The sequence below is a fragment of the Pontibacter sp. T17 genome, assembly GCF_057219875.1.
On the sequence record NZ_JBXVVW010000001.1, the window covers coordinates 1,346,554 to 1,367,526 of the forward strand.

At 57.4% G+C, this 20,973-nt stretch carries 19 protein-coding genes; 11 read left to right on the forward strand and 8 right to left on the reverse strand.

The genetic code is table 11. From position 1 onward, the window contains the following. Window positions 1–3 precede the first annotated feature (3 nt). The 4 genes from gldF (at window position 4) to AC2D8O_RS05935 (ending at window position 4,819) form a co-directional block, all read left to right on the forward strand. Entirely contained in the window at window positions 4–738 is a 735-nt protein-coding gene (gldF, locus tag AC2D8O_RS05920; protein WP_484677874.1) for a gliding motility-associated ABC transporter permease subunit GldF, read from the forward strand. Beyond that, window positions 735–2,462: a gliding motility-associated ABC transporter substrate-binding protein GldG gene (gldG, locus tag AC2D8O_RS05925; RefSeq protein WP_484677875.1), complete on the forward strand. Its 1,728-nt coding sequence runs from the start codon at window positions 735–737 to the stop codon at window positions 2,460–2,462. The genes gldF and gldG overlap by 4 nt, the downstream gene beginning before the upstream one ends. A gap of 134 nt (window positions 2,463–2,596) precedes the next feature. Then, window positions 2,597–3,727 carry a DNA polymerase III subunit beta gene (gene dnaN, locus AC2D8O_RS05930; protein WP_484677876.1) on the forward strand — a complete coding sequence of 377 codons (1,131 nt, stop codon included), beginning with the start codon at window positions 2,597–2,599 and terminating at the stop codon, window positions 3,725–3,727. A gap of 204 nt (window positions 3,728–3,931) precedes the next feature. After that, window positions 3,932–4,819 (forward strand): M23 family metallopeptidase, encoded by an 888-nt coding sequence (locus AC2D8O_RS05935; RefSeq protein ID WP_484677877.1) that lies wholly within the window; start codon window positions 3,932–3,934, stop codon window positions 4,817–4,819. Window positions 4,820–4,897: 78 nt separating this feature from the next. Here AC2D8O_RS05935 and AC2D8O_RS05940 read toward each other — a convergent pair whose 3' ends face one another. Continuing rightward, complete coding sequence (locus AC2D8O_RS05940) at window positions 4,898–5,764, reverse strand: TIGR00282 family metallophosphoesterase (RefSeq protein ID WP_484677878.1); 867 nt, start codon at window positions 5,762–5,764, stop codon at window positions 4,898–4,900. Window positions 5,765–5,792: 28 nt separating this feature from the next. Beyond that, a complete protein-coding gene (locus tag AC2D8O_RS05945) occupies window positions 5,793–6,092 on the reverse strand; it encodes a DUF3276 family protein (RefSeq protein ID WP_484677879.1) in 300 nt (99 codons plus the stop codon). Between the two features lie 230 nt (window positions 6,093–6,322). Here AC2D8O_RS05945 and AC2D8O_RS05950 point away from each other — a divergent pair, with 230 nt between their 5' ends. Further along, on the forward strand, window positions 6,323–6,868 hold the full coding sequence (locus tag AC2D8O_RS05950; protein WP_484677880.1) for a NifU family protein: 546 nt from the start codon (window positions 6,323–6,325) through the stop codon (window positions 6,866–6,868). A 172-nt stretch (window positions 6,869–7,040) separates the two neighbouring features. Here AC2D8O_RS05950 and AC2D8O_RS05955 read toward each other — a convergent pair whose 3' ends face one another. Next, a complete protein-coding gene (locus AC2D8O_RS05955) occupies window positions 7,041–8,519 on the reverse strand; it encodes a Do family serine endopeptidase (protein ID WP_484677881.1) in 1,479 nt (492 codons plus the stop codon). Between the two features lie 212 nt (window positions 8,520–8,731). After that, on the reverse strand, window positions 8,732–9,163 hold the full coding sequence (locus tag AC2D8O_RS05960; protein ID WP_484677882.1) for an Hsp20/alpha crystallin family protein: 432 nt from the start codon (window positions 9,161–9,163) through the stop codon (window positions 8,732–8,734). Window positions 9,164–9,393: 230 nt separating this feature from the next. Between AC2D8O_RS05960 and AC2D8O_RS05965 the strand changes: the two genes are divergently transcribed. The 4 genes from AC2D8O_RS05965 to AC2D8O_RS05980 all read left to right on the forward strand — a co-directional run bounded on the left by AC2D8O_RS05965 (window position 9,394) and on the right by AC2D8O_RS05980 (window position 15,049). Then, entirely contained in the window at window positions 9,394–10,317 is a 924-nt protein-coding gene (locus tag AC2D8O_RS05965; RefSeq protein ID WP_484677883.1) for a DnaJ C-terminal domain-containing protein, read from the forward strand. Between the two features lie 135 nt (window positions 10,318–10,452). Continuing rightward, window positions 10,453–12,519, forward strand: a complete 2,067-nt coding sequence (locus AC2D8O_RS05970) for an ATP-binding protein (protein ID WP_484677884.1) — start codon at window positions 10,453–10,455, stop codon at window positions 12,517–12,519. A gap of 119 nt (window positions 12,520–12,638) precedes the next feature. Beyond that, entirely contained in the window at window positions 12,639–13,511 is an 873-nt protein-coding gene (sucD, locus tag AC2D8O_RS05975) for a succinate--CoA ligase subunit alpha (RefSeq protein ID WP_484677885.1), read from the forward strand. Between the two features lie 20 nt (window positions 13,512–13,531). Beyond that, on the forward strand, window positions 13,532–15,049 hold the full coding sequence (locus AC2D8O_RS05980; RefSeq protein ID WP_484677886.1) for a PKD domain-containing protein: 1,518 nt from the start codon (window positions 13,532–13,534) through the stop codon (window positions 15,047–15,049). Between the two features lie 64 nt (window positions 15,050–15,113). Here AC2D8O_RS05980 and ggt read toward each other — a convergent pair whose 3' ends face one another. After that, on the reverse strand, window positions 15,114–16,826 hold the full coding sequence (gene ggt / locus AC2D8O_RS05985) for a gamma-glutamyltransferase (protein ID WP_484678274.1): 1,713 nt from the start codon (window positions 16,824–16,826) through the stop codon (window positions 15,114–15,116). Window positions 16,827–16,926: 100 nt separating this feature from the next. On the opposite strand from ggt, the gene AC2D8O_RS05990 reads away from it, so the two are divergent. Further along, window positions 16,927–17,634 (forward strand): hypothetical protein, encoded by a 708-nt coding sequence (locus AC2D8O_RS05990; RefSeq protein WP_484677887.1) that lies wholly within the window; start codon window positions 16,927–16,929, stop codon window positions 17,632–17,634. Between the two features lie 78 nt (window positions 17,635–17,712). On the opposite strand, the gene AC2D8O_RS05995 is transcribed toward AC2D8O_RS05990, so the two are convergent. The 3 genes from AC2D8O_RS05995 to AC2D8O_RS06005 all read right to left on the reverse strand — a co-directional run bounded on the left by AC2D8O_RS05995 (window position 17,713) and on the right by AC2D8O_RS06005 (window position 19,020). Continuing rightward, on the reverse strand, window positions 17,713–17,871 hold the full coding sequence (locus AC2D8O_RS05995; protein ID WP_484677888.1) for a DUF4295 domain-containing protein: 159 nt from the start codon (window positions 17,869–17,871) through the stop codon (window positions 17,713–17,715). A 27-nt stretch (window positions 17,872–17,898) separates the two neighbouring features. Further along, window positions 17,899–18,084 carry a 50S ribosomal protein L33 gene (gene rpmG, locus AC2D8O_RS06000; protein ID WP_484677889.1) on the reverse strand — a complete coding sequence of 62 codons (186 nt, stop codon included), beginning with the start codon at window positions 18,082–18,084 and terminating at the stop codon, window positions 17,899–17,901. Between the two features lie 84 nt (window positions 18,085–18,168). After that, a complete protein-coding gene (locus tag AC2D8O_RS06005; RefSeq protein ID WP_484677890.1) occupies window positions 18,169–19,020 on the reverse strand; it encodes an MBL fold metallo-hydrolase in 852 nt (283 codons plus the stop codon). Between the two features lie 319 nt (window positions 19,021–19,339). On the opposite strand from AC2D8O_RS06005, the gene dnaB reads away from it, so the two are divergent. After that, complete coding sequence (dnaB, locus tag AC2D8O_RS06010; RefSeq protein WP_484677891.1) at window positions 19,340–20,923, forward strand: replicative DNA helicase; 1,584 nt, start codon at window positions 19,340–19,342, stop codon at window positions 20,921–20,923. Window positions 20,924–20,973: the final 50 nt, after the last annotated feature.

Genomic DNA, 20,973 nt, shown 5'->3' on the forward strand with positions numbered 1-20,973 from the left:
GCTGTGAATCCCACCTGGGTTATTTTCCGGAAAGAAGTCGCCAGCTTCTTCAACTCCCTCATTGCCTACGTGGTGCTGACGGTGTTCCTCGTCGGCATCGGCCTGTTCTTCTGGGTGTTTGCCGGCAACGTGCTCGAGTCAGGTCTGGCCGATATGTCGGCACTGTTTGTTTTCGCGCCCTGGTTCTTCCTGCTGCTCATCCCGGCCATCACCATGCGCGCCTTCGCCGAGGAGTTCCGTACGGGCACATTCGAGTGGCTCTCCACCCAGCCTGTCACCGACTGGCAGATGGTGTTGGGCAAATACTTCGCCGCGGTGGGGCTGGTGGTGTTTGCGCTGGTGCCCACGCTGCTCTATTACTTCACCCTGCAATACCTTGGCAACCCTGCCTGGAACCTTGATTCCGGTGCCATCTGGGGCTCGTACCTGGGCCTCATCGGCATTGGGGCCACCTTTGCGGCCATCGGCATCTTCACTTCCACTCTCACCGATAACCAGATCGTCTCCTTCATCCTCGCGGCCTTCTTTTCCTTCCTCCTTTTCCAGGGGCTGGAGATGCTGGCCAACCTTACCTCGCTGGCCGAGGTAAATGAGTTTGTCTCGGGGTTGGGCCTTCAGGCGCACTATGAGAGCATCTCCCGTGGGGTGGTCGACAGCCGCGACGTCGTGTACTTCCTCTCCGTTATTGGTTTCTTTCTGGCCCTCAGCCGTCTTTCCCTGCAAGCCCGCAAACGATGAGCACTCCTGTTACTTCTGCTGCTGCACGTCCGCGCCCATTCTGGCTGCAGGCACTGGTCGTTTTGGCCATCGCGCTGGTTGTCAATGTGCTGGCCGGGCAGTTTTTCTTCCGGGCAGACCTCACTGAAGACGACCGCTACACGTTGTCAGAAACCACCCTCGCCACGCTCGACAGTATCAAGGCACCGCTGGTGGTGCGTGTGTATGTAGAGGGCGCTTCGTTTCCGCCCACCATCAAGCGTTTCCAGCAGTCTATCCGCACGCTGCTGGAAGAAATGCGCGCACAGGCCGGCAGTAACCTGCAAGTCCGTTTTGTCAACCCGCTGGAAGACACCAGTGCGCTGCGCCGCTTCCGCGAAATGGGCATTCAGCCTGTGCCTGTCCGTGTTTCCGAAAACGAACTGGCTACCCAACAACTGGTCATGTTCCCTGTAGCCGAGGTGGTTTACGGATCTGACCTTGAGGTTATTGACCTGATGAAAGGCACGGCGGCCGAGAAAGACCTCGGCGCGCTGATGCTGGCCGAGCAGCAGTTGGAATACAAGTTCGTTTCCACTTTCCGTCGGCTCATTCTGTCCAGCAGGCCCACCATTGGTCTGTTGCAGGGGCATGGCGAACATGGGCCCGAGGACCTCGGCTATTTCCTGTCCGAAGCCAGCCGTTCGTTCCAGATTGTGCCGGTGGATTTCGCCAAGGGCACTCCGCTCATTCCGCGTGTACTGCCGCCGGATGTACAGCCGATTCCAGGTGCTGCGGCCGTGGATGTGCTGATGATTGCGCAGCCCCAGCGGGCCCTCTCCGAAGCCGACAAGTTTCTCATAGACCAGTATGTGCTGCGCGGCGGAAAAGTACTGTGGGTGCTCGATAACGAGGAGTACTCCCAGATTGATCTGGAACAGCAGGGGCGTACGCTTGCTCAACCACGCCGCCTCAACCTCGACGACCTTTTCTTCAAGTATGGTTTCAAAGTCAACGCCGACCTGGTGCAGGACCGCTACTGCGGCTTCATCGATGCCATACAGACCATCAATGGCCGCGATGTTACATCGCCTCAGAAGTATGTGTTCTTCCCCCGTGTGCTGGTGACGGAGAAGCATCCGTTGCTGCGCAATGTCGATGAAGTGCTTTTCCGTTACGCCAGCACCATCGACACGCTGTCCCGTTCAGGCCTGCGCCACACCGTGCTGCTGAAGAGTTCGCCGCTATCACGCATACAGGCAGGCACTGTCGCCATCGATTTCAACCTGGTGCTGGAAGAAAGCATGGCCAAGCTGCCTCCTCGTCAGGCGTTTATCGACGCTGGGCGGAACGATGGTCTGCTGATGGGGCTGCTCACCGAAGGCACCTTCAGCCCGCTGTTCGCCGGGCGCGGCAGGCCAGAGAACTCAGGCACCTTCCCCCAGTTGGAGAAAGCCGCCGCACCTTCCGCAATGATTGTGCTGTCGGATGGCGCCCTGCCGCTGGGCAACCACTCGCGCGTGGGCAGCCCCATGCCGCCGCTGGATAACACGACGCTGTTGCTCAACTCGGTAGAGTATCTGGCCGGTGACGAAGCACTTACTGCCATCCGGGGGCGCCAGGTGCGCATCCGCGTGCTCGATGCCGTCAAGGCCCGCAGCGCAGCACTGGAGTGGCAGTTGCTCAACATGTTGGGTCCTGTACTGCTGGTGGTGGGCTTCGGAGTGGGGCGGTACTGGCTCCGTCGGCGCCGGAATGCCCGCTGAGGCTCTTCCTCCCGAATTATCCACACATGTGGGCGACTGCGTTTCTCGCGCCCCCCTGCCTGCTAATTTTGACCCTCCCGCAAATCGCGGACCCTGCTACTGATTCATTCTCCTATCGATAGTCTATTGTACCGATGAGCTTCGTCGTATCGTCCTCCGAACTGCAGAAACACCTCTCAGTCATCAACGGGGTGGTGCCCTCCAAGTCGGTGCTCCCCATTATCCAGAACATCCACTTCAAGCTGCAGGGCCCGACGCTCACGCTGTCGGCTACCGACCTCGACAATGCCATGCAGACTGCCCTTACCGTAGAGCCCACTGGCAACGGTAAGATGGACATTGCCCTGCCCGCCAAGCTGCTGATGGATACCCTGAAGGCCCTGCCCGAACAGCCGGTCACTTTTCAGGTAGACAATGAGACTTTCGCCGTAAAGCTCACCACCGACAACGGTGAGTACGAGCTCACAGGTGCCAACGGTGCCGACTTCCCGTCGCTGCCTGCGCCAGATAACACCAGCAGCATCGAAATGCCCCTGGCAGCTCTCACCAAGGCCATTTCCAAAACCCTCTTCGCCAGCAGCAACGACGAACTGAAGCCGGCTCTCAATGGCATGTACTTCGACTTCCGTCAGGGTGGTGCCACCTTCGTTGCTACCGATGCCCACCGCTTGGTGCGCTACCGTCGCCTCGACGTTGCCGTGAGTAACGAAGTAGCCTTCATCCTGCCACAGAAGGCCCTGAAGCTGCTTATGTCTGCCGCCGCTGGCCTGATGGAGACTACCACCATCGAGTACAACCAGAGCAACGCGTTCTTCTCGTTCGGTACCACCCAGCTGGTCTGCCGCCTGATTGACGCCCGTTTCCCCGACTACGAGAACGTAATCCCCAAGAGCAGCAGCAGCAAGCTGGTACTCAACAAGAAGGAGCTGCTGGGCTCGATGCGCCGCCTCGATATCTACTCCAACAAGACCACGCACCTGGGCCGTTTCAAGCTGGACAACAACCTGCTGGAAGTTTCTGCCGAGGATCCCGATTTCTCCAACCGCGCCAAGGAAACCCTCCATTGCCTCTACGAAGGCACCAACATGGAGATTGGCTTCAACGTGTCGCTCATGACAGATCTCATTTCCAACGTTGAGACCGACGACCTGGTGGTAGAACTGGAAAGCCCCAGCCGCGCTGCGGTAGTGCTGCCCAGCAGCCAGGAGCAGGGCGAACACATTCTGATGCTCCTCATGCCTGTGATGCTTAGCGCCACTGTCTAAGCTGTTGATAACCCGTCTAGGAAGGGGACTTTTCTTCCCAAAGCCGGAAGAGGTTCCCTTTTGTATTAAGCCAAGGTTAAATACCTAGGAGAAAACGCGTTAGATAGTTGCACCGAACAGTCTAACCTTCTATTTTGCGTCCGCCTGAATAGAACCATACCGCATGTAGGGTAGACCAACTGCTGAACCGCCAACTGAACCTAGATGAATAGACCGCTATACCGCTTTAATCCTGAGACATTTACCTATGAGCGAGTCCGCGTAGAAGTACGTGCGATCATGCGCAATCTGGGTATCGCTTTTGTGGTGGGCGTTGTGGTAGCTTCTGCTTTCATTGGCTACAGTTTTTATACCGACCATCACGTAGAAGATCAGTACCTCGCTGAGCGCAATCTGGTGCTTGCTGCGTCACTCAAGTCGGTTAATCAGCGCTATGGTACCCTGCAGGCCAGTCTCGATAAGCTGCATCAGAACGACAACTCTTTCTACCGCAGCATCCTGGCACTCGACCGCATTGAGGATGGTGTTTGGAACGGCGGTACGGGTGGTTCAGACAAGTATGAGGCTATTTCGCCGGCAGTGCTTCGCGAGGCGGTGCTCAACAACGATCAGATGCAGTATCGTTTGCTGTTGATGGCAGAAAGCTATGCCATGCTGGAGAAAGCTGCTGCTGAGAAAACAGAATATCTCTCTCACGTTCCTGTTATCCGGCCAGTTCCGGGACGGGTGGTTGGTGGCTTTGGCTACCGCCGCGATCCCTTCCACGGGCATCACCAGTTTCACGCGGGCATCGACTTCGACGCCGATATGGGCACGCCCATCAAGGCTACGGGCGCTGGCATCATCATTACCTCGGGTCTCAACGGCGAAAGTGGCTACGGTATTCAGGTGGAAATTGACCACGGCTTTGGCTTCATCACCAAGTATGCCCACCTGTCGCGTACCAAGCTGAAGATTGGCGATGCTGTGAAGCGTGGCGACGTCATCGGCTACTCTGGTAACACTGGCTACAGCACGGGCCCACACCTGCACTACGAGGTAATCGTACGCGGCAAGAAGACCAACCCCAACGAGTACTTCATCGGCAACTGATTACCCGTTTTCCCACAGTATAAAGACAAAGCCCCGGTATCGCCGGGGCTTTTCATTTGTAGGGGTTGCTGTAAGGCGTTATTCGCTTTCGTCCTTGCCCTGATTACTCTTCATCTCGGCTTTGCGGCGCTGCCAGGCTTCTTCGGTCTCGTCTACGGCTACACGCTCCACACGCAGGGCTTTGCCTGTGGCCAGTTCTATCTCTACCACTGCGCCACGCAGCGCGATAGGCCCGTCAGCCAGTTCGTATTTGTGTGGCGTCTGCAACAGGAAGCGCTGAATGGCCACCTGCGCCTGCATGCCAATCACACTGTGGCTGGCGGCAGTGCAGCCGGCATCGGTCAGGAAGCCGGTGCCGGCGGGTAGAATGCGCTCGTCGGCAGTCTGGACATGCGTATGGGTGCCTACTATGGCGCTGACGCGGCCATCAAGGTAATGGCCCAGTGCAATCTTCTCGGCAGTGGCTTCGGCATGAAGATCTACAAAGAGGAGATTGGTCTCCTTGCGGATTTCACCGATGGCCCAGTCGGCCGTACGAAACGGGCACTGGATAGGGTTATTGAAGAACACCTGTCCCCGCAGGTTGAGCACGCCAATCTTAACACCCAGTGCCTCCAGCGCATACACGCCAAAGCCAAAGCCCGGCACACCGCGCGGATAGTTCATTGGGCGCAAAAGCCGGGGCTCACGGGCCATGTAAGGGAATATCAGGTGCTTGTCGAAGCTGTGGTCGCCGCCAGTCAGTACATCGGCACCAGCTTTGAACAGCCGCTTGGCAATCACTTCATTCAGGCCCTTGCCCTGGTGGGCGTTTTCGGCATTCACTACCACGAAGTCGGCGCCGTAGCGCTGAATCAGGCCCGGTAGCTCGGCACAGGTGAAGGCTACAGCGCTTTCGCCTACTTGGTCGCCGATAAACAGCAGGTTCAGGCTTGTTTTGGTCATGGCAGTAAAGTCCTGGGATCCGCGGGCATCAGTCGTGCTGGGGGCCCCAGTTGTCGAGGTCCTCGCCTTGGTAGTCGAAGTCGGGCATCAGTTCTTCCATCACATGGTCCATTACGTCCAACAGACCGTTGCGGAACTTCAGGAAGTCCTCTTTGTAGAGGAAAATTTTCTGCTTCTGTACCGACTCGTCGTCCAGGTTGCGCTTCCGCTCGGTGATGGTGATATAGAAGTCGTTGTTGCGGGTGGCGCGTACATCGAAAATATACGTGCGCTTGCCAGCCTTTACCTTGTGGGTATACACCTCGCGGGGTTCACGGTACGATTCCACTTCTGCAGTTGGGTTAGATTGCGGGCCAAAGATAGGCACGGGCCTGTCATTATTAGGTATGACGCTTGAGGAAATGCCAATAGAAAGGTTGCGTATAAGCGCCTAGAGGCCTGTGTCTTGAATGGGCTTCTTATCGAAAGGCTGTGCTTTTTCTTCGCTACACAAACGAATCAGCCCTGCCCGGCGTTATTATAGCGGCAATTGGACTTTGACCCCAAGCTGCAATTTCCATGAACATTTACACCGAGGTTACTCCCAATCCAGCGAGTCTCAAGTTTGTAGTAGACCGCACCATTCTGCCCAGTGGCACTGCCGAGTTCCAGACCCGCGAAGCAGCGGAGGAAGGCAGCGTGCTGGCAGCCAAAATATTCCAGTATCCCTTCGTGCAAGGGGTATTCATTGGCCGCAACTTCGTAACTGTTACCAAGACGGAGACCGCCCGCTGGGAAGACATCATCCCTGCCGTGAAGGACGAAGTAAAGAAAGTGCTGGCCGAGCACCAGCAGGTGGTGAAGAATGCCGAATATGTAGCTCCTGCTACCGCTGGCGACGAAGTAGAACAGAAGATCATCAGCCTCATTGAAGAGCAGGTGCGCCCTGCCGTGGCTATGGACGGCGGCGACATCGTATACGAAGGCTTTGAGGACGGTGTAGTAAAGTTGCGGCTGCGCGGCAGCTGTGCTGGGTGCCCCAGCAGCATGATGACACTCAAGAGTGGTATCCAGGCCCTGCTCACCCGCATGGTGCCTGAAGTGCAGGCCGTTGAGGCCGTATAAACCAGCAGGGTACAGCCCCGCTGTTCTCTCACTTGCGGAATTCGAAATCCTGCGACACCCCGGCAACACCGGGGTGTTTGCATGTTAGCCCCTCATGAAACGACAATACCCCGCCGGGGCGGGGTATTGAAGGGATTACAACTCTTCGGGCCTGACTTGGCCTGCCAGCTGCTTAGAAGTTGATGCCGTAGACAGCCTCGCTGCCATCTGGGTAGCGGCCTTCCACCAGCGCACTGTTGCGGCCTGATTTCTTGCGGGTATCCAGAATACGCTGGATGTCTTCTGCCGACTTCACAGGCTGGTCAGAAACGTGCGTGATGATAAACCCTTCGCGAATACCGGCAGAGCGGAGAATGCCAGGCTGCACACGGCTTACCTGTACACCCGCACTCAGGTTCAGCTTTTTCATTACCTCGACTTTGGGGCTGGTAAACTCAGCACCCAGTGTGCGGGCAGCACCCGTTACCTCGCGGGCTGCTACCTTGGTTTCACCAGCGCGCGAGCGAAGGGTTACCTCAACGGTCTGGCTGTTTGATCCGCGCAGGAAGGTCACTTTTACCTTCTCGCCAGGTCGATGCCGGGCTACAATCTCCTGAAGTTCAGAGCTGTTTTTTACCTTCTGGCCATCCAGTGCCACAATCACGTCGCCAGCTTTGATGCCCGCGGCGCCCGCAGCACTGTTGTCACTGGTGCCACCTACATATACACCCTGCTGGGTGCTCAGGCCTTCGCGGGCTACGAGTTCGGGAGAAACATCAGCGATGCTGATGCCCAATACTGCGCGCTGCACCGAGCCAAAATTCAGCAGGTCATCCATCACCTTCTTCACAAGGTTGGACGGGATGGCGAAAGAATAACCGGCATAGGTGCCCGATACACTGCCTGCAATGGCAGTGTTGATGCCTACCAGTTCGCCTTGCGTGTTCACAAGTGCGCCACCCGAGTTGCCAGGGTTAACGGCAGCGTCCGTTTGGATGAAACTTTCGATACGGAGGCTGTCCTGCAGAATGCCAAGTGCACGGCCTTTGGCACTGACAATGCCTGCGGTTACTGTGCCTGTGAGACTGAAGGGGTTGCCTACAGCCAGTACCCATTCGCCTACTTTCACGGCATCGGAGTTGCCCAGTTTCAGGGCTGGGAGGTTGCTTTCCTTGATCTTCAGCAGGGCCAGGTCAGTCTGTGGGTCTGTGCCAACGATGGTGGCCTTGTAGCTTCGGTTATCCGACAGTACTACCTCAATGTTGTCGGCTTCGGCGATCACGTGGTTGTTGGTAACGATGTAACCGTCGGCACTGACGATAACTCCTGAGCCGCTGGCTGCACGTGGGCCGCCTCGGTAGCGTCCGCCTTCTTCGCCAAAGAACTCCCGGAAGAAATCGCGCTCTTCGTTGCGGCGGAGGTCGTTGGCCACTACCTGCTGGGTGGCTTTGATGTGCACCACTGAGGGTAGGGTTATCTGCGCCGCTGATGTGAAATCTACCGCGCCCTCTGGGGCGTAGCGGGCATAGCGGGCGTCGATGCCCTCGGCAGCCTGCTTGGCATCGAACGTAAGCACCTGCCGTGGGGCCAGCAATGAATAGGCACCCAGCGAAACCAGGCCGCCAGTCACTGCAACGGCCAGGTATTTGAGCATTTCAGCAGAACGTTTCATAAGATCGGTTTCGAGTGTGTTTGATGTCCTCGGGTAGAAAGGCTCAATAGGAACAAGCGAGTTCGTTTACCCAAATAAACGCAACTCCTACGAAAGTTGTCGTAGCTTTAGAATCTTTTAACAAGCAGGCTGCCGGTGGGTTTTCTACAAACCCAACATGCCCCAATGGGGCATGCGGGTCTCTTGGCAGCGCTTGGCTGCTCTCACTCCTGTCAGTTTACGGCAATCTGGTTCACTAGGGTGCGGGCTTCATCCTTGGGCAGCGTTACCGTCAGGATGCCGTCCACATAGCTTGCCGCGATGCTTTCCTTCTTCAGGTTGTCGGGCAGGCGGAACACCCGGCTGAACACGCCATACTGGCTTTCCAGTACATGGTACTTGCGGCCGTCGCCCTCGCTCTTTTCAAACTTGCGTTCGCCACTGATTACCAGCTTGCGGTCCTGCACTTCGATCTTGAAGTCTTCTTTCTTCATGCCCGGTGCGGTTACATGAATCAGGTAGCTGTCTTTTTCCTCTACCACGTCCACCCGAGGCTTGAAACTCGTCACCTCAGGGGTGGCTTCCAGTTCGTTGAACAGCCGGTCCAGCATCCAGGAAAAGGAAGTGGGGTAGAGGGCGGGGTTTTGAAACTTGGTCAGCGTCATGGCTTGAAAGATTTTGTGTGGGGTGTGATGTGATTACACCCTTGATGCCTCACAGCCCGTGCCACTGCATTTTGCCTGACATAATGTTTTGATAAGCAGGTAATTGTGGCATACGTTGCTGTCTTTTTTGCAGGCTTTGCAGACAGTTTGGCTTGGGTGGGCCTGTAAAAATGACAACCTTGCCTTGGCGCATCCTTTGCGGTTTGCGTTGTATCCCTAGCTAAACCGTTATGCAGTATCAGGATTATTACCGCGTGCTTGGGGTAGACCGCGCTGCCTCGCAGGACGATATCAAGAAGGCGTACCACAAGCTGGCACGGCAGTATCACCCCGATGTGAAGCCCGGCGACAAAGTTGCCGAGGAGAAATTCAAGCAGATTACAGAAGCCTACGAGGTGCTCGGTAGTGCCGAGAACCGCAAGCGATACGACGAGATGGGCTCCAACTGGAAGCAGTATGAGCAGTATAAGGCGTATCAGGACCAAATGCGGCGTGCGCGTTCGCAGCGGAGCACCGCTGGGTCAGCAGGTGGCTACGGCGCTGAAGAAGGCGCTGGTGGCTTTTCCGATTTCTTTGGCGGCGGCTTTTCCGATTTCTTTCGCACTTTCTTTGGCGGCAGCGACGAAGAACCCATGCAGCGCACCTCAGGGCTGGACCAGCGCGCCGACGTCACGCTGACCCTCGAAGATGCATTCCAGGGTGGCACAAAGCTGTTGGGCGTGGCCGATCGCACCTTGCGGCTGAACCTGAAACCGGGTATTGCCGATGGTCAAAAGCTGCGACTCAAAGGCAAAGGCCGGGTGGCCAGCGATGGAACCGCAGGAGACCTTTATCTTACTATCCACATACAGCGTCATGCCCGTTTCGAGCGGAAAGGCGACGACCTGCACCTTGACGTGCCCGTGGACATCTACACTCTGCTGCTGGGAGGTGAAATCACCGTTCAGACATTGTCTGGAACCGTAAAAGTGCCAGTTGCGGCGGGGGCACAGCCCGATGCCATACTGCGACTGAAAGGCAAAGGTATGCCTGTCTACAATCGTCCGGGGGAATACGGGGCTCTTTATCTCAAGCTTAAGGTCCAGATGCCCAGTTCGCTCTCTGCCAAGGAGAGGGAGTTGCTGGAACAGGCACGAGCCCAGCGTAAGGCCTGAATCTCTCCCCCTTTTGGGTGAATTCTGCTCCGATCGTCTGTTAGGTGGGGTAACGCACATCCAGTTAAAACCCCATTCTGTATCTTTTAGGAACTAACAGACAAGGTGAGGCGCGTAATCCTTCTTCTCACAGGTATGCTGGCTTTGCTGCCTGTTTCGCTTGTGGCCATCGACTGGTCTACAGCCCTGACCACGCGCAAAGCAGAGATTACTGTTTATTACATACAGGAGGACCCTTACATCATCGAGGAGCCCGATGGTCATCATCGAGGCATCGAGATGGAAATACTCTGGGGCCTACAGCGCTACCTGGCCCAGAAGTACGGGGTTGAGATAACCTATCGCTTCGTCAAATGCCGGAATATCGATGAGACGCTGCGCCGCATACAGGCTGCCAAAACGGATGCATATCTGGGCTTGGCGGCCCTCAGCATCACAGATGAGCGACGCAAGCGTATGGGGTTCACTGTCCCCTACCTGATGGACGTAGAGCTGCTGGTGACCACCGCAGACGTGCCTCAGGCTACCTCACAGGATTTCCGGCAGGTGCTGGCAGGCGTCAAAGCCCTGGCAGGGCCCAACACCACCTTCGAGGAGAACTTCCTCAAGTTGCGCGAGCGGTATTTCCCACGACTGGTAATTGATACCTCTTACGCCAGCATGGCCGATGTCCGGGTGGCTATGCGCACAGGCGCGCGAATGGCTACCTATTGTCCGTTGCCCATCTATCTGCAATCCTTCAGCAAAGAATCAAACCTGCGCCGACAGCCCCTGTTCCGCACCACCCGCCAGGGTCTGGCCTTCGGCCTGCCACTGGGCAGCAGTTGGCAAAGCCCCATAGACCGTTACCTCTCTGACCCCGAAACCCGTCAGGAAATCCAGAAAATACTCTCGCGCTATCTGGGCTCTGACATCGGCGCTCTTCTGCAGGAACTGGCACGCGAAGACAGCAGTTCGCACTCTGAATTACAATTGCTGTTGCAGGAGAATACCTTACAATTCAACGCCATTCAGGAAAGCCAGGCCATTATATCACGCCAGACAAATTGGTTGGTGGCACTGATTTCGGGGGTTAGCCTCCTGGGGCTGCTGACCTTTCTGTTGGTGCGGGCTAACAGTCAGACGCGCCGGGCCAATCGGCAGTTGGAGGAAAAGAGCGCAGAAATTGCCCGACAGAATGGGCAGATCGCTGCACAGAATGGCCAGTTGACCGATGCGCTGGAAGAATTGCAGCGAACGCAGGAGCAGCTGATTCTGTCAGAGAAAATGGCAACCGTAGGTCGTTTTGTCCGCAACCTGGCCCACGAGTTGAATACACCGCTGGGGGCAGTGCGGGCGTCGGCCAATCTGCTACAGGAAATGGGTCCCCTGCTAGTGCGCGATCTGCCCGACTTCCTGCAGTCACTGACGCCGGAAGACCGCGAGCAGTTGGCGCAGCTGATCCTTGAGCCAGGACGCCCCGCAGGCGAACTCGCCCTCAGTACCCGTGAAGAGCGCCTCCTTCGCCGCCAACTGGAAGTACAGTTGGCGGGCATCACAGATGGTGCTGAGGTTGCTGCATTGCTGGCTCGGATGGGGATAACCGACGTTGCAGACAAGCTGGAGTGGCTGGCCCGACCTGGGGCCCGGCATAAGCTCGAACAGGCCATTCGCTTTCAGTTCTTTCAGCGTTCTACCCAGAATATTCTCAAGGCCATTGACAAAACCAGCAGGCTCATCACTACCCTTAAGACCTTCTCCGGTGATTATGACAGCCGGAAACCCGAGGTGGTTTCGCTTGCAGATTCACTCGAGATGGCCTTGGCGGAATTTCAGGCACACTTCAATTACGGCTTGGTGCTTACGCGCGATTATCAGCCCCAGCTGAAAGTATGGGCGTTGGCGTCAGACCTTCACATAATCTGGACAAGCCTGCTGATGAACGCCCTTCAGGCTATGCAGGCGGTGGGCACCCTGGAGGTTCGCACCTGGGCCGACGAAGAATGGGCTTACACCACGGTTGCCGACAGTGGCCCAGGCATACCGGAGGATGTGCTGCAACGATTGTTCGAGCCCTTTTTCACCACCAAGCCCAGTGGCGAAGGGAGCGGGTTGGGGCTTTACTCCAGCCGGCGGCTGGCCGAGCGCTGGTCGGGAAACGTGAGTGTGAAAACAGGGCCTAGCGGCACCATGGTGCAAGTGCGCTTGCCGCTAGTTCACTGATTCCTAAGCCTTCGCGCGGCAATGCCGTTTAGGCTGCCGGTTACTCCGCCCTTTTTTGTAGTTTAGCGGCGCACAGCAACCCGCCCTTGGGTTGTTGTAACAGAAACTGCCATACGGACATGAGTATCCTGGTCAATAAGCACTCCAAGGTTATGGTGCAGGGCTACACCGGTAGCGAAGGCACCTTTCACGCCTCTCAGATGATCGAGTACGGAACCAATATTGTTGGCGGTGTGACCCCCGGCAAAGGTGGCTCCAAGCACCTCGAGCGGCCCGTGTTCAACACCGTAAAGGAGTGCGTTGACACCACCGGCGCCAATGTTTCCATCATCTATGTGCCCCCGGCATTTGCTGCCGACGCCATCATGGAAGCCGCCGATGCTGGCATCCCCCTCATCATCACCATCACCGAGGGCATCCCGACCCGCGACATGATTTACGCCAAGGCGTATCTGGAAGAGCGTGGTGTGCGCATGGTTGGCCCCAACTGCCCTGGCGTTATCACCCCCGGTGAAGCCAAGGTTGGCATCATGCCCGGCTTCATCCACCGCCCCGGCAAAATCGGTATCGTAAGCCGTTCTGGCACGCTCACCTATGAGTCTGTAGACCAGGTTACCAAGCTCGGCATGGGCCAGAGCACCTGTGTTGGCATCGGTGGCGACCCCATCATCGGCTCTACCCACCGCGATATCATCGAGCTCTTCAACAACGACCCCGACACCGAAGCCATCGTTATGATTGGCGAAATCGGTGGCAGCAACGAGGAAATCGCTGCGGAGTGGATTAAGCACAACGTGAAGAAGCCCGTTATCGGCTTCATCGCAGGTCAGACTGCGCCTCCCGGCCGCCGTATGGGCCACGCTGGTGCCATCATCTCTGGCGGCAAAGGCACTGCCAAGGAGAAAATGGCTGTGATGGCCGCTTGCGGCATCCATGTTGTGGAAAGCCCCGCCGAAATAGGTGCTACGGTAGCCAAGGCACTCGGCAAGTAATCTTCGATCTCTGCTGACAGATGCGGGCTGGTATCTGGGCGTTGCTGCTAGGCTGCGCACTTCCGCTCGCTTGTCAGGCACAGTATTTTCCGCGGCTGCTCTGGCAGCGCTTTTACGGCACTCAGGGTCACGACGAGCCAACACGGCTGGTTGCTGGCCCTGATTCTGTTTTGTACCTGGCCTTCAATTCCCGCTCTGCGGTCTCTGGGCGTAACGTTGCTACAGTCGTAAAGCTCAATGTCACGGGCAAAGAGCTTTGGCGCCGCCGTTTTGCTTCGGCTAATGCCCGTGTCACCACATTGGCATTGCGCGATACCGTAGTAGCAGCTGGCGGGCAACTGGCCGCACAATCCGCTGAGGAAGAAGGAGGGAGTCAGTACGGCAGCGATGCCTGGTGGGGTGGTCTCTCGGCCCGAACTGGTCAGGAACGCTGGTTTCAGGGTGCCCGCTCGCCTGGCGGCGACTACACCGCAGCTGTAGCCTTCGACCGCTATGGTGGCTGCATGGCTGCGGGCACAGCTGGGGCCATCAGCACCGACTTTCCTGCCGACCGCGGGCAGGTTGCGCCCAATCTCTGGTTTCATCTGATGAATCGGAAAGGGCAGGGGCTGCGTACCCAAGTGATGGGAGAGGGGCTGGCAGAATACCTGATAGACATGGTAGCAGTGCCCTCCGGCGACTACTTCGTGCTGGTGGAGAAACACCTGCCCAGCAGCAGTGGGGGCCTCCCCATAGCTGCCTGGTTCCTCTTGCGGCTCGACTTCGCAGGGTCGCTCCAATGGGAACGTCAGCTCACCGATCTGCCTTTGGGAGCATTGCCCATGCGGCTGGCACCTTCGCGCAGTAAAGGTGTATGGATTGCCGGAACAGATGGCGAGGGCGGTAGCAGGCAGTTTTGGGTCTCGCGTTTGAATGAACAGGGAGTGCAGTTGTTCTCGGCTTCCTGGGGCGACTTTGGCCACGAAGTGCTCACTGCCCTGCAGGAAATGCCCGATGGCGGTGCCATAGCCACTGGCTGGAGCCAGTATGACGACTGGAAGGATCCTCGCTTCAAGGGCCGCGAAGACCTGTGGGTCTGGCGGCTGGATGCCAATGGCAACCGTTTGTGGGGGCAGACGTACGGCGGCCCGGCCAATGAACGGGGTGTAGACGTTGCCGTGCTGGATGCCAATACGGTGGCAGTGTTGGGCCAGAAAGTTAACGTGTTCGACAGGGCCAATCCCGGTGGCTCGGGAGAAGATGCCTGGGTGCTGCTGTTGCAGGAATCGCCATGCCCCTCACAGCCCGTGCAGATAGGTTGGGCCGCAACCGAGTCGGGTGTTGCACAGCCGGGCAGGCCAGTTCAGTTCCTGAACCAGACGCCTGCTATCGGCGGCGAGCTCTGGCACTGGGATTTTGGCGATGGCACCGAGAGTACAGAGCGTCAGCCCACCAAGACCTATGCCCGCCCCGGAGCCTATCGTGTGCAGGTCAGCCGTTGGCTTAGCGAGGGGTGTGTGGATACAGTGATGCTTGACAGGTCCATCATTGTTCGCTGAAAAGGAAAAGGGCGGCCCACAGGCCGCCCTTCTGATGTACTGATACAGACAACTGGTCAATTGGTCAGTAGCCTGCTGCATGCCCGTCTTTGCGGCTTTCGCTGGCTCCAAAGTAAACAGGCCTTCCATCGGGCTCCCAGCGTACGCCAATGCCTTGGTAGCCACCATACGCGCTGATGCTGAAGCCCAGCTTGTGGCCGCGCCGCAAAAGATCGCGCACTACCTGGTGCGTCATCAGACCGGTTTCCATCTGCACTTCGCCGCCATCAGTCATTGGCGTCACAAGACCAGTAGGCTCCGTGCTGCCTTCGTGGTTGATACGCGGGGCATCCCCTGCTTCTTGAAAGTTCATTCCGAAGTCCACGATGTTCATCAGTACCTGAACATGCCCAAGTGGCTGAAAGCCACCACCCATCACACCGAACGAGAGGAAGGGCTTGCCATCTTTCGTCACAAAGCCGGGAATGATGGTGTGGAAGGGGCGCTTGCCGGGTGCATACACGTTATTGTGGCCTTCTACAAAGCTGAACATCTCGCCACGGTCCTGTAGAATGAAGCCCAGGTCGTCGGGCGTCATACCCGATCCCATGCCGCGGTAGTTGCTTTGAATCAACGATACCATGTTACCCTCGCCATCGGCTACGGTCATATAGATGGTGTCGCCTTCGCGCAGGACTTCGGGGTCGCCTGCGGTGGGCTTGCGGGCCGCACCGTTCTTGATGAGCTTGCGCCGCTCTGCTGCATACTCCTTGGAAATCAGCTTGGTCACAGGTACCTGTGTAAAGGCTGGATCGGCGTAGTACTTGGCGCGGTCTTCAAACACCAGCTTCTTGGCCTCCACAAAGTGGTGGATATGCTCAGCCGAGCCAAAGCCCATCGCCTTCATGTCATAACCTTCCAGAATGTTCAGCATCTGTAGCGCCGCAATGCCTTGGCCGTTCGGGGGCAGCTCCCACAGGGTATAGCCACGGTAATCGGTACTCACGGGTTCCACCCAGGTGCTGGTGTGGCTGGCCAGGTCTTCGTAGCTCAGGTAGCCACCATTACGTTGCACATAGGCTGCGATGGTGCGCGCAATGTCGCCTCGGTAAAAGGCATCACGGCCACCCTTGGCAATCTTCTCCAGCGTGTTGGCCAGATAGGGATTGCGGAAGATCTCGCCTTTCTGGGGCGCCCGGCCATTGGGCATGTAGATTTTGGAAAAGTTCTCAAACTGCGCGAGTGCGCGGCTGTTGCTCTGCCAGTAATAGGCGATGAGCTCGCTTACCGGGAAGCCCTCACGTGCATACTTGATGGCGGGCGCCAGAATCTGCTGCATCTTCAGCCGGCCAAACCTGCCATGCAGTTCAAACCAGCCGTCTACCGCACCGGGTACGGTTACGGGCAGTGGCCCCAGTGCCGGAAATTCGGTCAGGCCTTTGGCTTTCAGCATTTCCAGGGTTAGGCCTTTGGGGCTACGGCCACTAGCATTCAGGCCGTAGAGCTTCTGGGTTTTTGCGTCCCAGACGATGGCGTAAAGGTCGCCCCCGATGCCATTACCAGTAGGCTCTACCAGGCCCAGCACAGCGTTGGCGGCGATGGCAGCGTCAATGGCAGTGCCCCCCGCTTTCAGTATATCGAGGGCGGCTTGCGTTGCCAAGGGCTGGCTGGTGCAGGCCATACCGTTGCGGGCAATGACCTCGCTGCGGGTGGCAAAGCTCTGCCCTGTAATGCGGTCTTGCGCCCCAGCCATTAGGTGTGTGGCCAGCAGACACAGCAGTAGGTATACTCGTTTCATGCGGGGATGGATTTGTTTGTTCATACAAGTTACTGGTCACAACCATAATCCCAATGCCAGAGTGCCACTTCTGGCACGTCTTTGGGTAGCTTTGCAGCCGATGAAAGCATTCATTTTTCTGCTGATGTTGCTGGGGGCTGCACTGACCGCAATGGGCCAGGGACCCAAGCCACCGACGAAGGCATTTCAGGGCCGGGTGGAGTACCGTGTTACCCTTACAGGACCCGAGGCCCAGGCCTTTCAGGGGCTCACGGCTCAACAGCAGACCGTATGGATAGGCGATAGTGCCATGCGCTTCGAGCAGAAGGGTGGGGTACAGTCACAGGTGCTGCTGTTGGACGCCCGCCAGAAGCAGGCCTATGTACTGGACACTGCCGCTGCCATGGCCTGGACGATGGTCGATTCGCTGGAGCATGACACGCTGCTGCCCAAGGTTATCCCCACCGCCGAGCGCTCCACCATCGCTGGCTACAGCTGCGTGAAGTACAAGGTAGAAGTTCGCCACCCCCGCACCCACCAGAAGCAGGTGCAGTATGTGTGGGCTGCCGCGGCATTGCCACTTTCGTCGGGGCTGCGTACAGTGCTGGGTAAAAGTCCTTGGCTGTTCGGCCCCAAGGGCAAAATTCAGGGGACCCCTCTTCGCATCGTCACGGAAAAGCCGCTGGGCAACAAGCTGACGCTCACTTTTGAAGCCGTGAAAGTGGTGCGCGAAGCACCCGCATCGGCACTGCTGGCCCTCCCCAGTCACTACCAGGTGCGGCCCTTCGATCGTCTCAAGTCGTTGCCGCCAGCCGATGAAGCCCGCTGAGACTGTAAGTTCCGCGACCCCCAAAAGACTTAGCCCCGACCATCTGGCCGGGGCTTATGCTGTTGAGCCTTAGGGCAATTACTTGCCTTTCAGTGCGTCTTGGGCTTGCTCGGTCGGAACGATCTCTTCCTTGAAGGAGTACGAACCGGTGTCGGCATTCTTCACCGCACGGATGATTTTCACCATTGCGGCGCCCTTGGTCTTGTCGCGCAGGGTAGCAACTACTTTCTTAGCCATTTCGCTGAAGGATTAGCGGTGTGCGAATTACTTGATTTCCTTGTGCACGGTTACGCGCTTGAGGATGGGGTTGAATTTCTTCAGCTCCATGCGCTCGGGGGTGTTCTTGCGGTTCTTCACGGTGATGTACCGGGAAGTGCCAGGCATGCCGCTCTTGGCATGTTCGGTACATTCCAGAATCACCTGTACCCGGTTGCCTCTTTTCTTAGCCATGACGGTCGATCCTTTGTTGGGACGGCAAAGGTATAAAACACTCTGGGTTTCTACAATGCCGAAGCAGAAATTTTAGACCTGGGCTCAAAGAGCGGAGAGCGGGAACAGGTCGCCACTGCCGAATTTGCCGCGCTCGTCCTTTGCAACCGTGCCGCACGACCACACGGGGTCGTGTTCATAGTAGAGCACCACCTGGTTCTGCACCAGCCAGTCTAGAATGCCTTCTCGCTCGGCCAATGTTACCAGCGGCTGCACATCATAGCCCATCACATAGGGTAGGGGCAGGTGGCCGTGCGTCGGGAAGAGGTCGGCTGCATACAGTAACATCCGGCCCTTGTACTCAATGATGGGCAGCTGCATGCCAGCTGTGTGGCCATCAAAGGTGCGCACCTTGATTCCCGGTATCAACTCTTCGGTAGCACCGGCGGGGGTGTCCACCAATTTCAGCTGGCCAGCATCTGCAATGGGCTGAATGTTTTCGCGGAAGAAAGAGGCTACCTCGCGGGCATTGGGGTGGGTGGCCGTTTCCAGGTGCCGCTTCTGTACCCAGATCTGTGCATTGGGGAAGGCCAGCACAGGCTTGCCTTCGCTGTTCAGTTCGGTTGTGCCGCCGCAATGGTCAAAGTGCAGGTGGGTGAGCAGCACGTCGGTGATGTCGCTTTTGCTGTAGCCCGCGGCGTTCAGCGATTTCTCCAGCGTCTGGCTTTCGTCAAGGCCGTACAGCAGTTTGAACTTCTCGTTCTGTTTCGTGCCCAGGCCATTGTCTATGAGCACCAGGCGGTTGCCTGTGTTTACAAGCAGACAGCGCATGGCCAGCTCTATCCGGTTGCGGCTGTCGGCGGGGTTGGTTTTTTCCCAGATGGGCTTGGGCACCACGCCGAACATAGCACCACCGTCCAGCCGGAAAATGCCTGTGTCAATGGTATGTAGTTGCATGAGAATGAGCGCGGAAGGTGGAGGGAAATAGGATGTCTAATTAGGCACACGCATGCCTGTATATGCACTTTGGCGTGTTGGCAAACATACCCTTTTGGCGAGTTTATTTTTCAACAGACAGGCGTTAAAAAGTCGTGAATTATCCCTCTCCAAATGGCAATCGCCCGCGCCCTTTCGTGCCGTATTATTGTCTCCCCTTCGGCACCGAACGGTTGGCTTCTGGACCTGGGATACAAACCCGGAACGCGCCAACCGCCCGGTCATCGAAGCCCTCTCGAACCTACGCTGAATCCCTGACTCTAGACTGTTTTTGCAGCTGATGACCGACATGCCACAAGGACGGCCGGCCGGAACCGCGTCCCGTCTCCGCAAGCCCCAACAAACGCCCATCCTCACGCAGTTGGGCCGTGTGCCACCTCAGGCGCCCGACCTCGAACAGGCCGTACTGGGTGCCCTCATGCTGGAGAAAGATGCCCTCACCAAGGTGATTGACATCCTGTCGCCCGACGTTTTCTACAAGGACAGCCACCGCGCCATTTTCGAGGCCATACACCAGCTGTTCCAGAACTCAGAGCCCATTGATATTCTCACCGTCACCCAGCAGCTGCGCAAGACAGGTTCGCTGGAGATTGCTGGTGGCGCTTTCTACATCACTGACCTTACTTCCAAGGTTGCCTCGGCCGCGAACATCGAGTTCCATGCCCGCATCATCGCTCAGAAGCACCTGCAACGTGAGCTCATCCGTATCTGCTCGGAAGTGCAGCGCGATGCCTTCGAGGATACCCACGATGTGTTTGACCTTCTGGACCAGGCCGAGAGCGAGCTCTTCAAGCTGTCGGAGAACAACCTTCGCCGCGACAACGTCTCCGTAGGGGACCTCATGACCCAGACCATCAAGCAGCTGGAGGAACTGAAAACCCGCGAGGATGGCATCACGGGGGTCTCTACAGGCTTCCGCAAGCTCGATGAGTTGACCTCGGGCTGGCAGCCCTCTGACCTGATTATCGTGGCCGCCCGTCCTGCAATGGGTAAAACGGCTTTCACGCTATCGCTGGCCCGCAACGCCGCTGTCAAGAACAATGTGCCGGTGGCCTTCTTCTCGCTCGAAATGGCCGCGCCACAGATTGCCCAGCGTCTGCTGTCTGCTGAAGCCGAACTGGACCTCAACCGTCTGCGTACCGGCAAGCTTGAGCCCTACGAATGGGAACAGCTTACATACCGTAGTTCGGCCCTGGCATCCGCTCCGCTCTACATCAACGATACCCCGGCCATTTCCATCTACGACCTTCGGGCCAAGTGCCGTCGTTTAAAGGCTGAGAAGGACATCAAGCTGGTGATCATTGACTACCTGCAGCTGATGAGTGCCGGTGGCACCAAGGCCGGTAACCGCGAACAGGAAATCGCCACCATCTCGCGGGGGCTCAAGGAACTGGCCAAGGAACTCAACGTTGCCATTATTGCGCTGTCGCAGCTGTCGCGTATGGTGGAGCAGCGTGGCGGCGACAAACGGCCTCAGCTCTCCGACCTTCGCGAATCGGGCTCTATCGAGCAGGACGCCGATATGGTGTGCTTCCTTTACCGGCCTGAGTATTACGGCATGGAAACCGACGAGGACGGCAACAGCACACGCGGCATTGCCGAGGTTATCATTGGCAAGCAACGTAACGGCCCAGTGGATACCGTGAAGCTGAATTTCGTTGGCCGCTTCGCCAAATTCGCTGATCTGCACGAAGCTGCTGGCAGTGGAGGAGGCTTTGTGCCTTACGACGGCGGCGGAAGTGGGGGCGGCAGCAGCTACATGCCTCCCGTCAACGACGATCCCGGTCCGAAGTTCAAAACCTTCCCCTCGCGTATGAATGACGACACGACGTTCGAGGGTGGTTACGAGCCTGCCCCTTTCTGACGCGTCGTCGCTGAAAGCAAAAGGCCTCCGCAAGGAGGCCTTTCTATTTT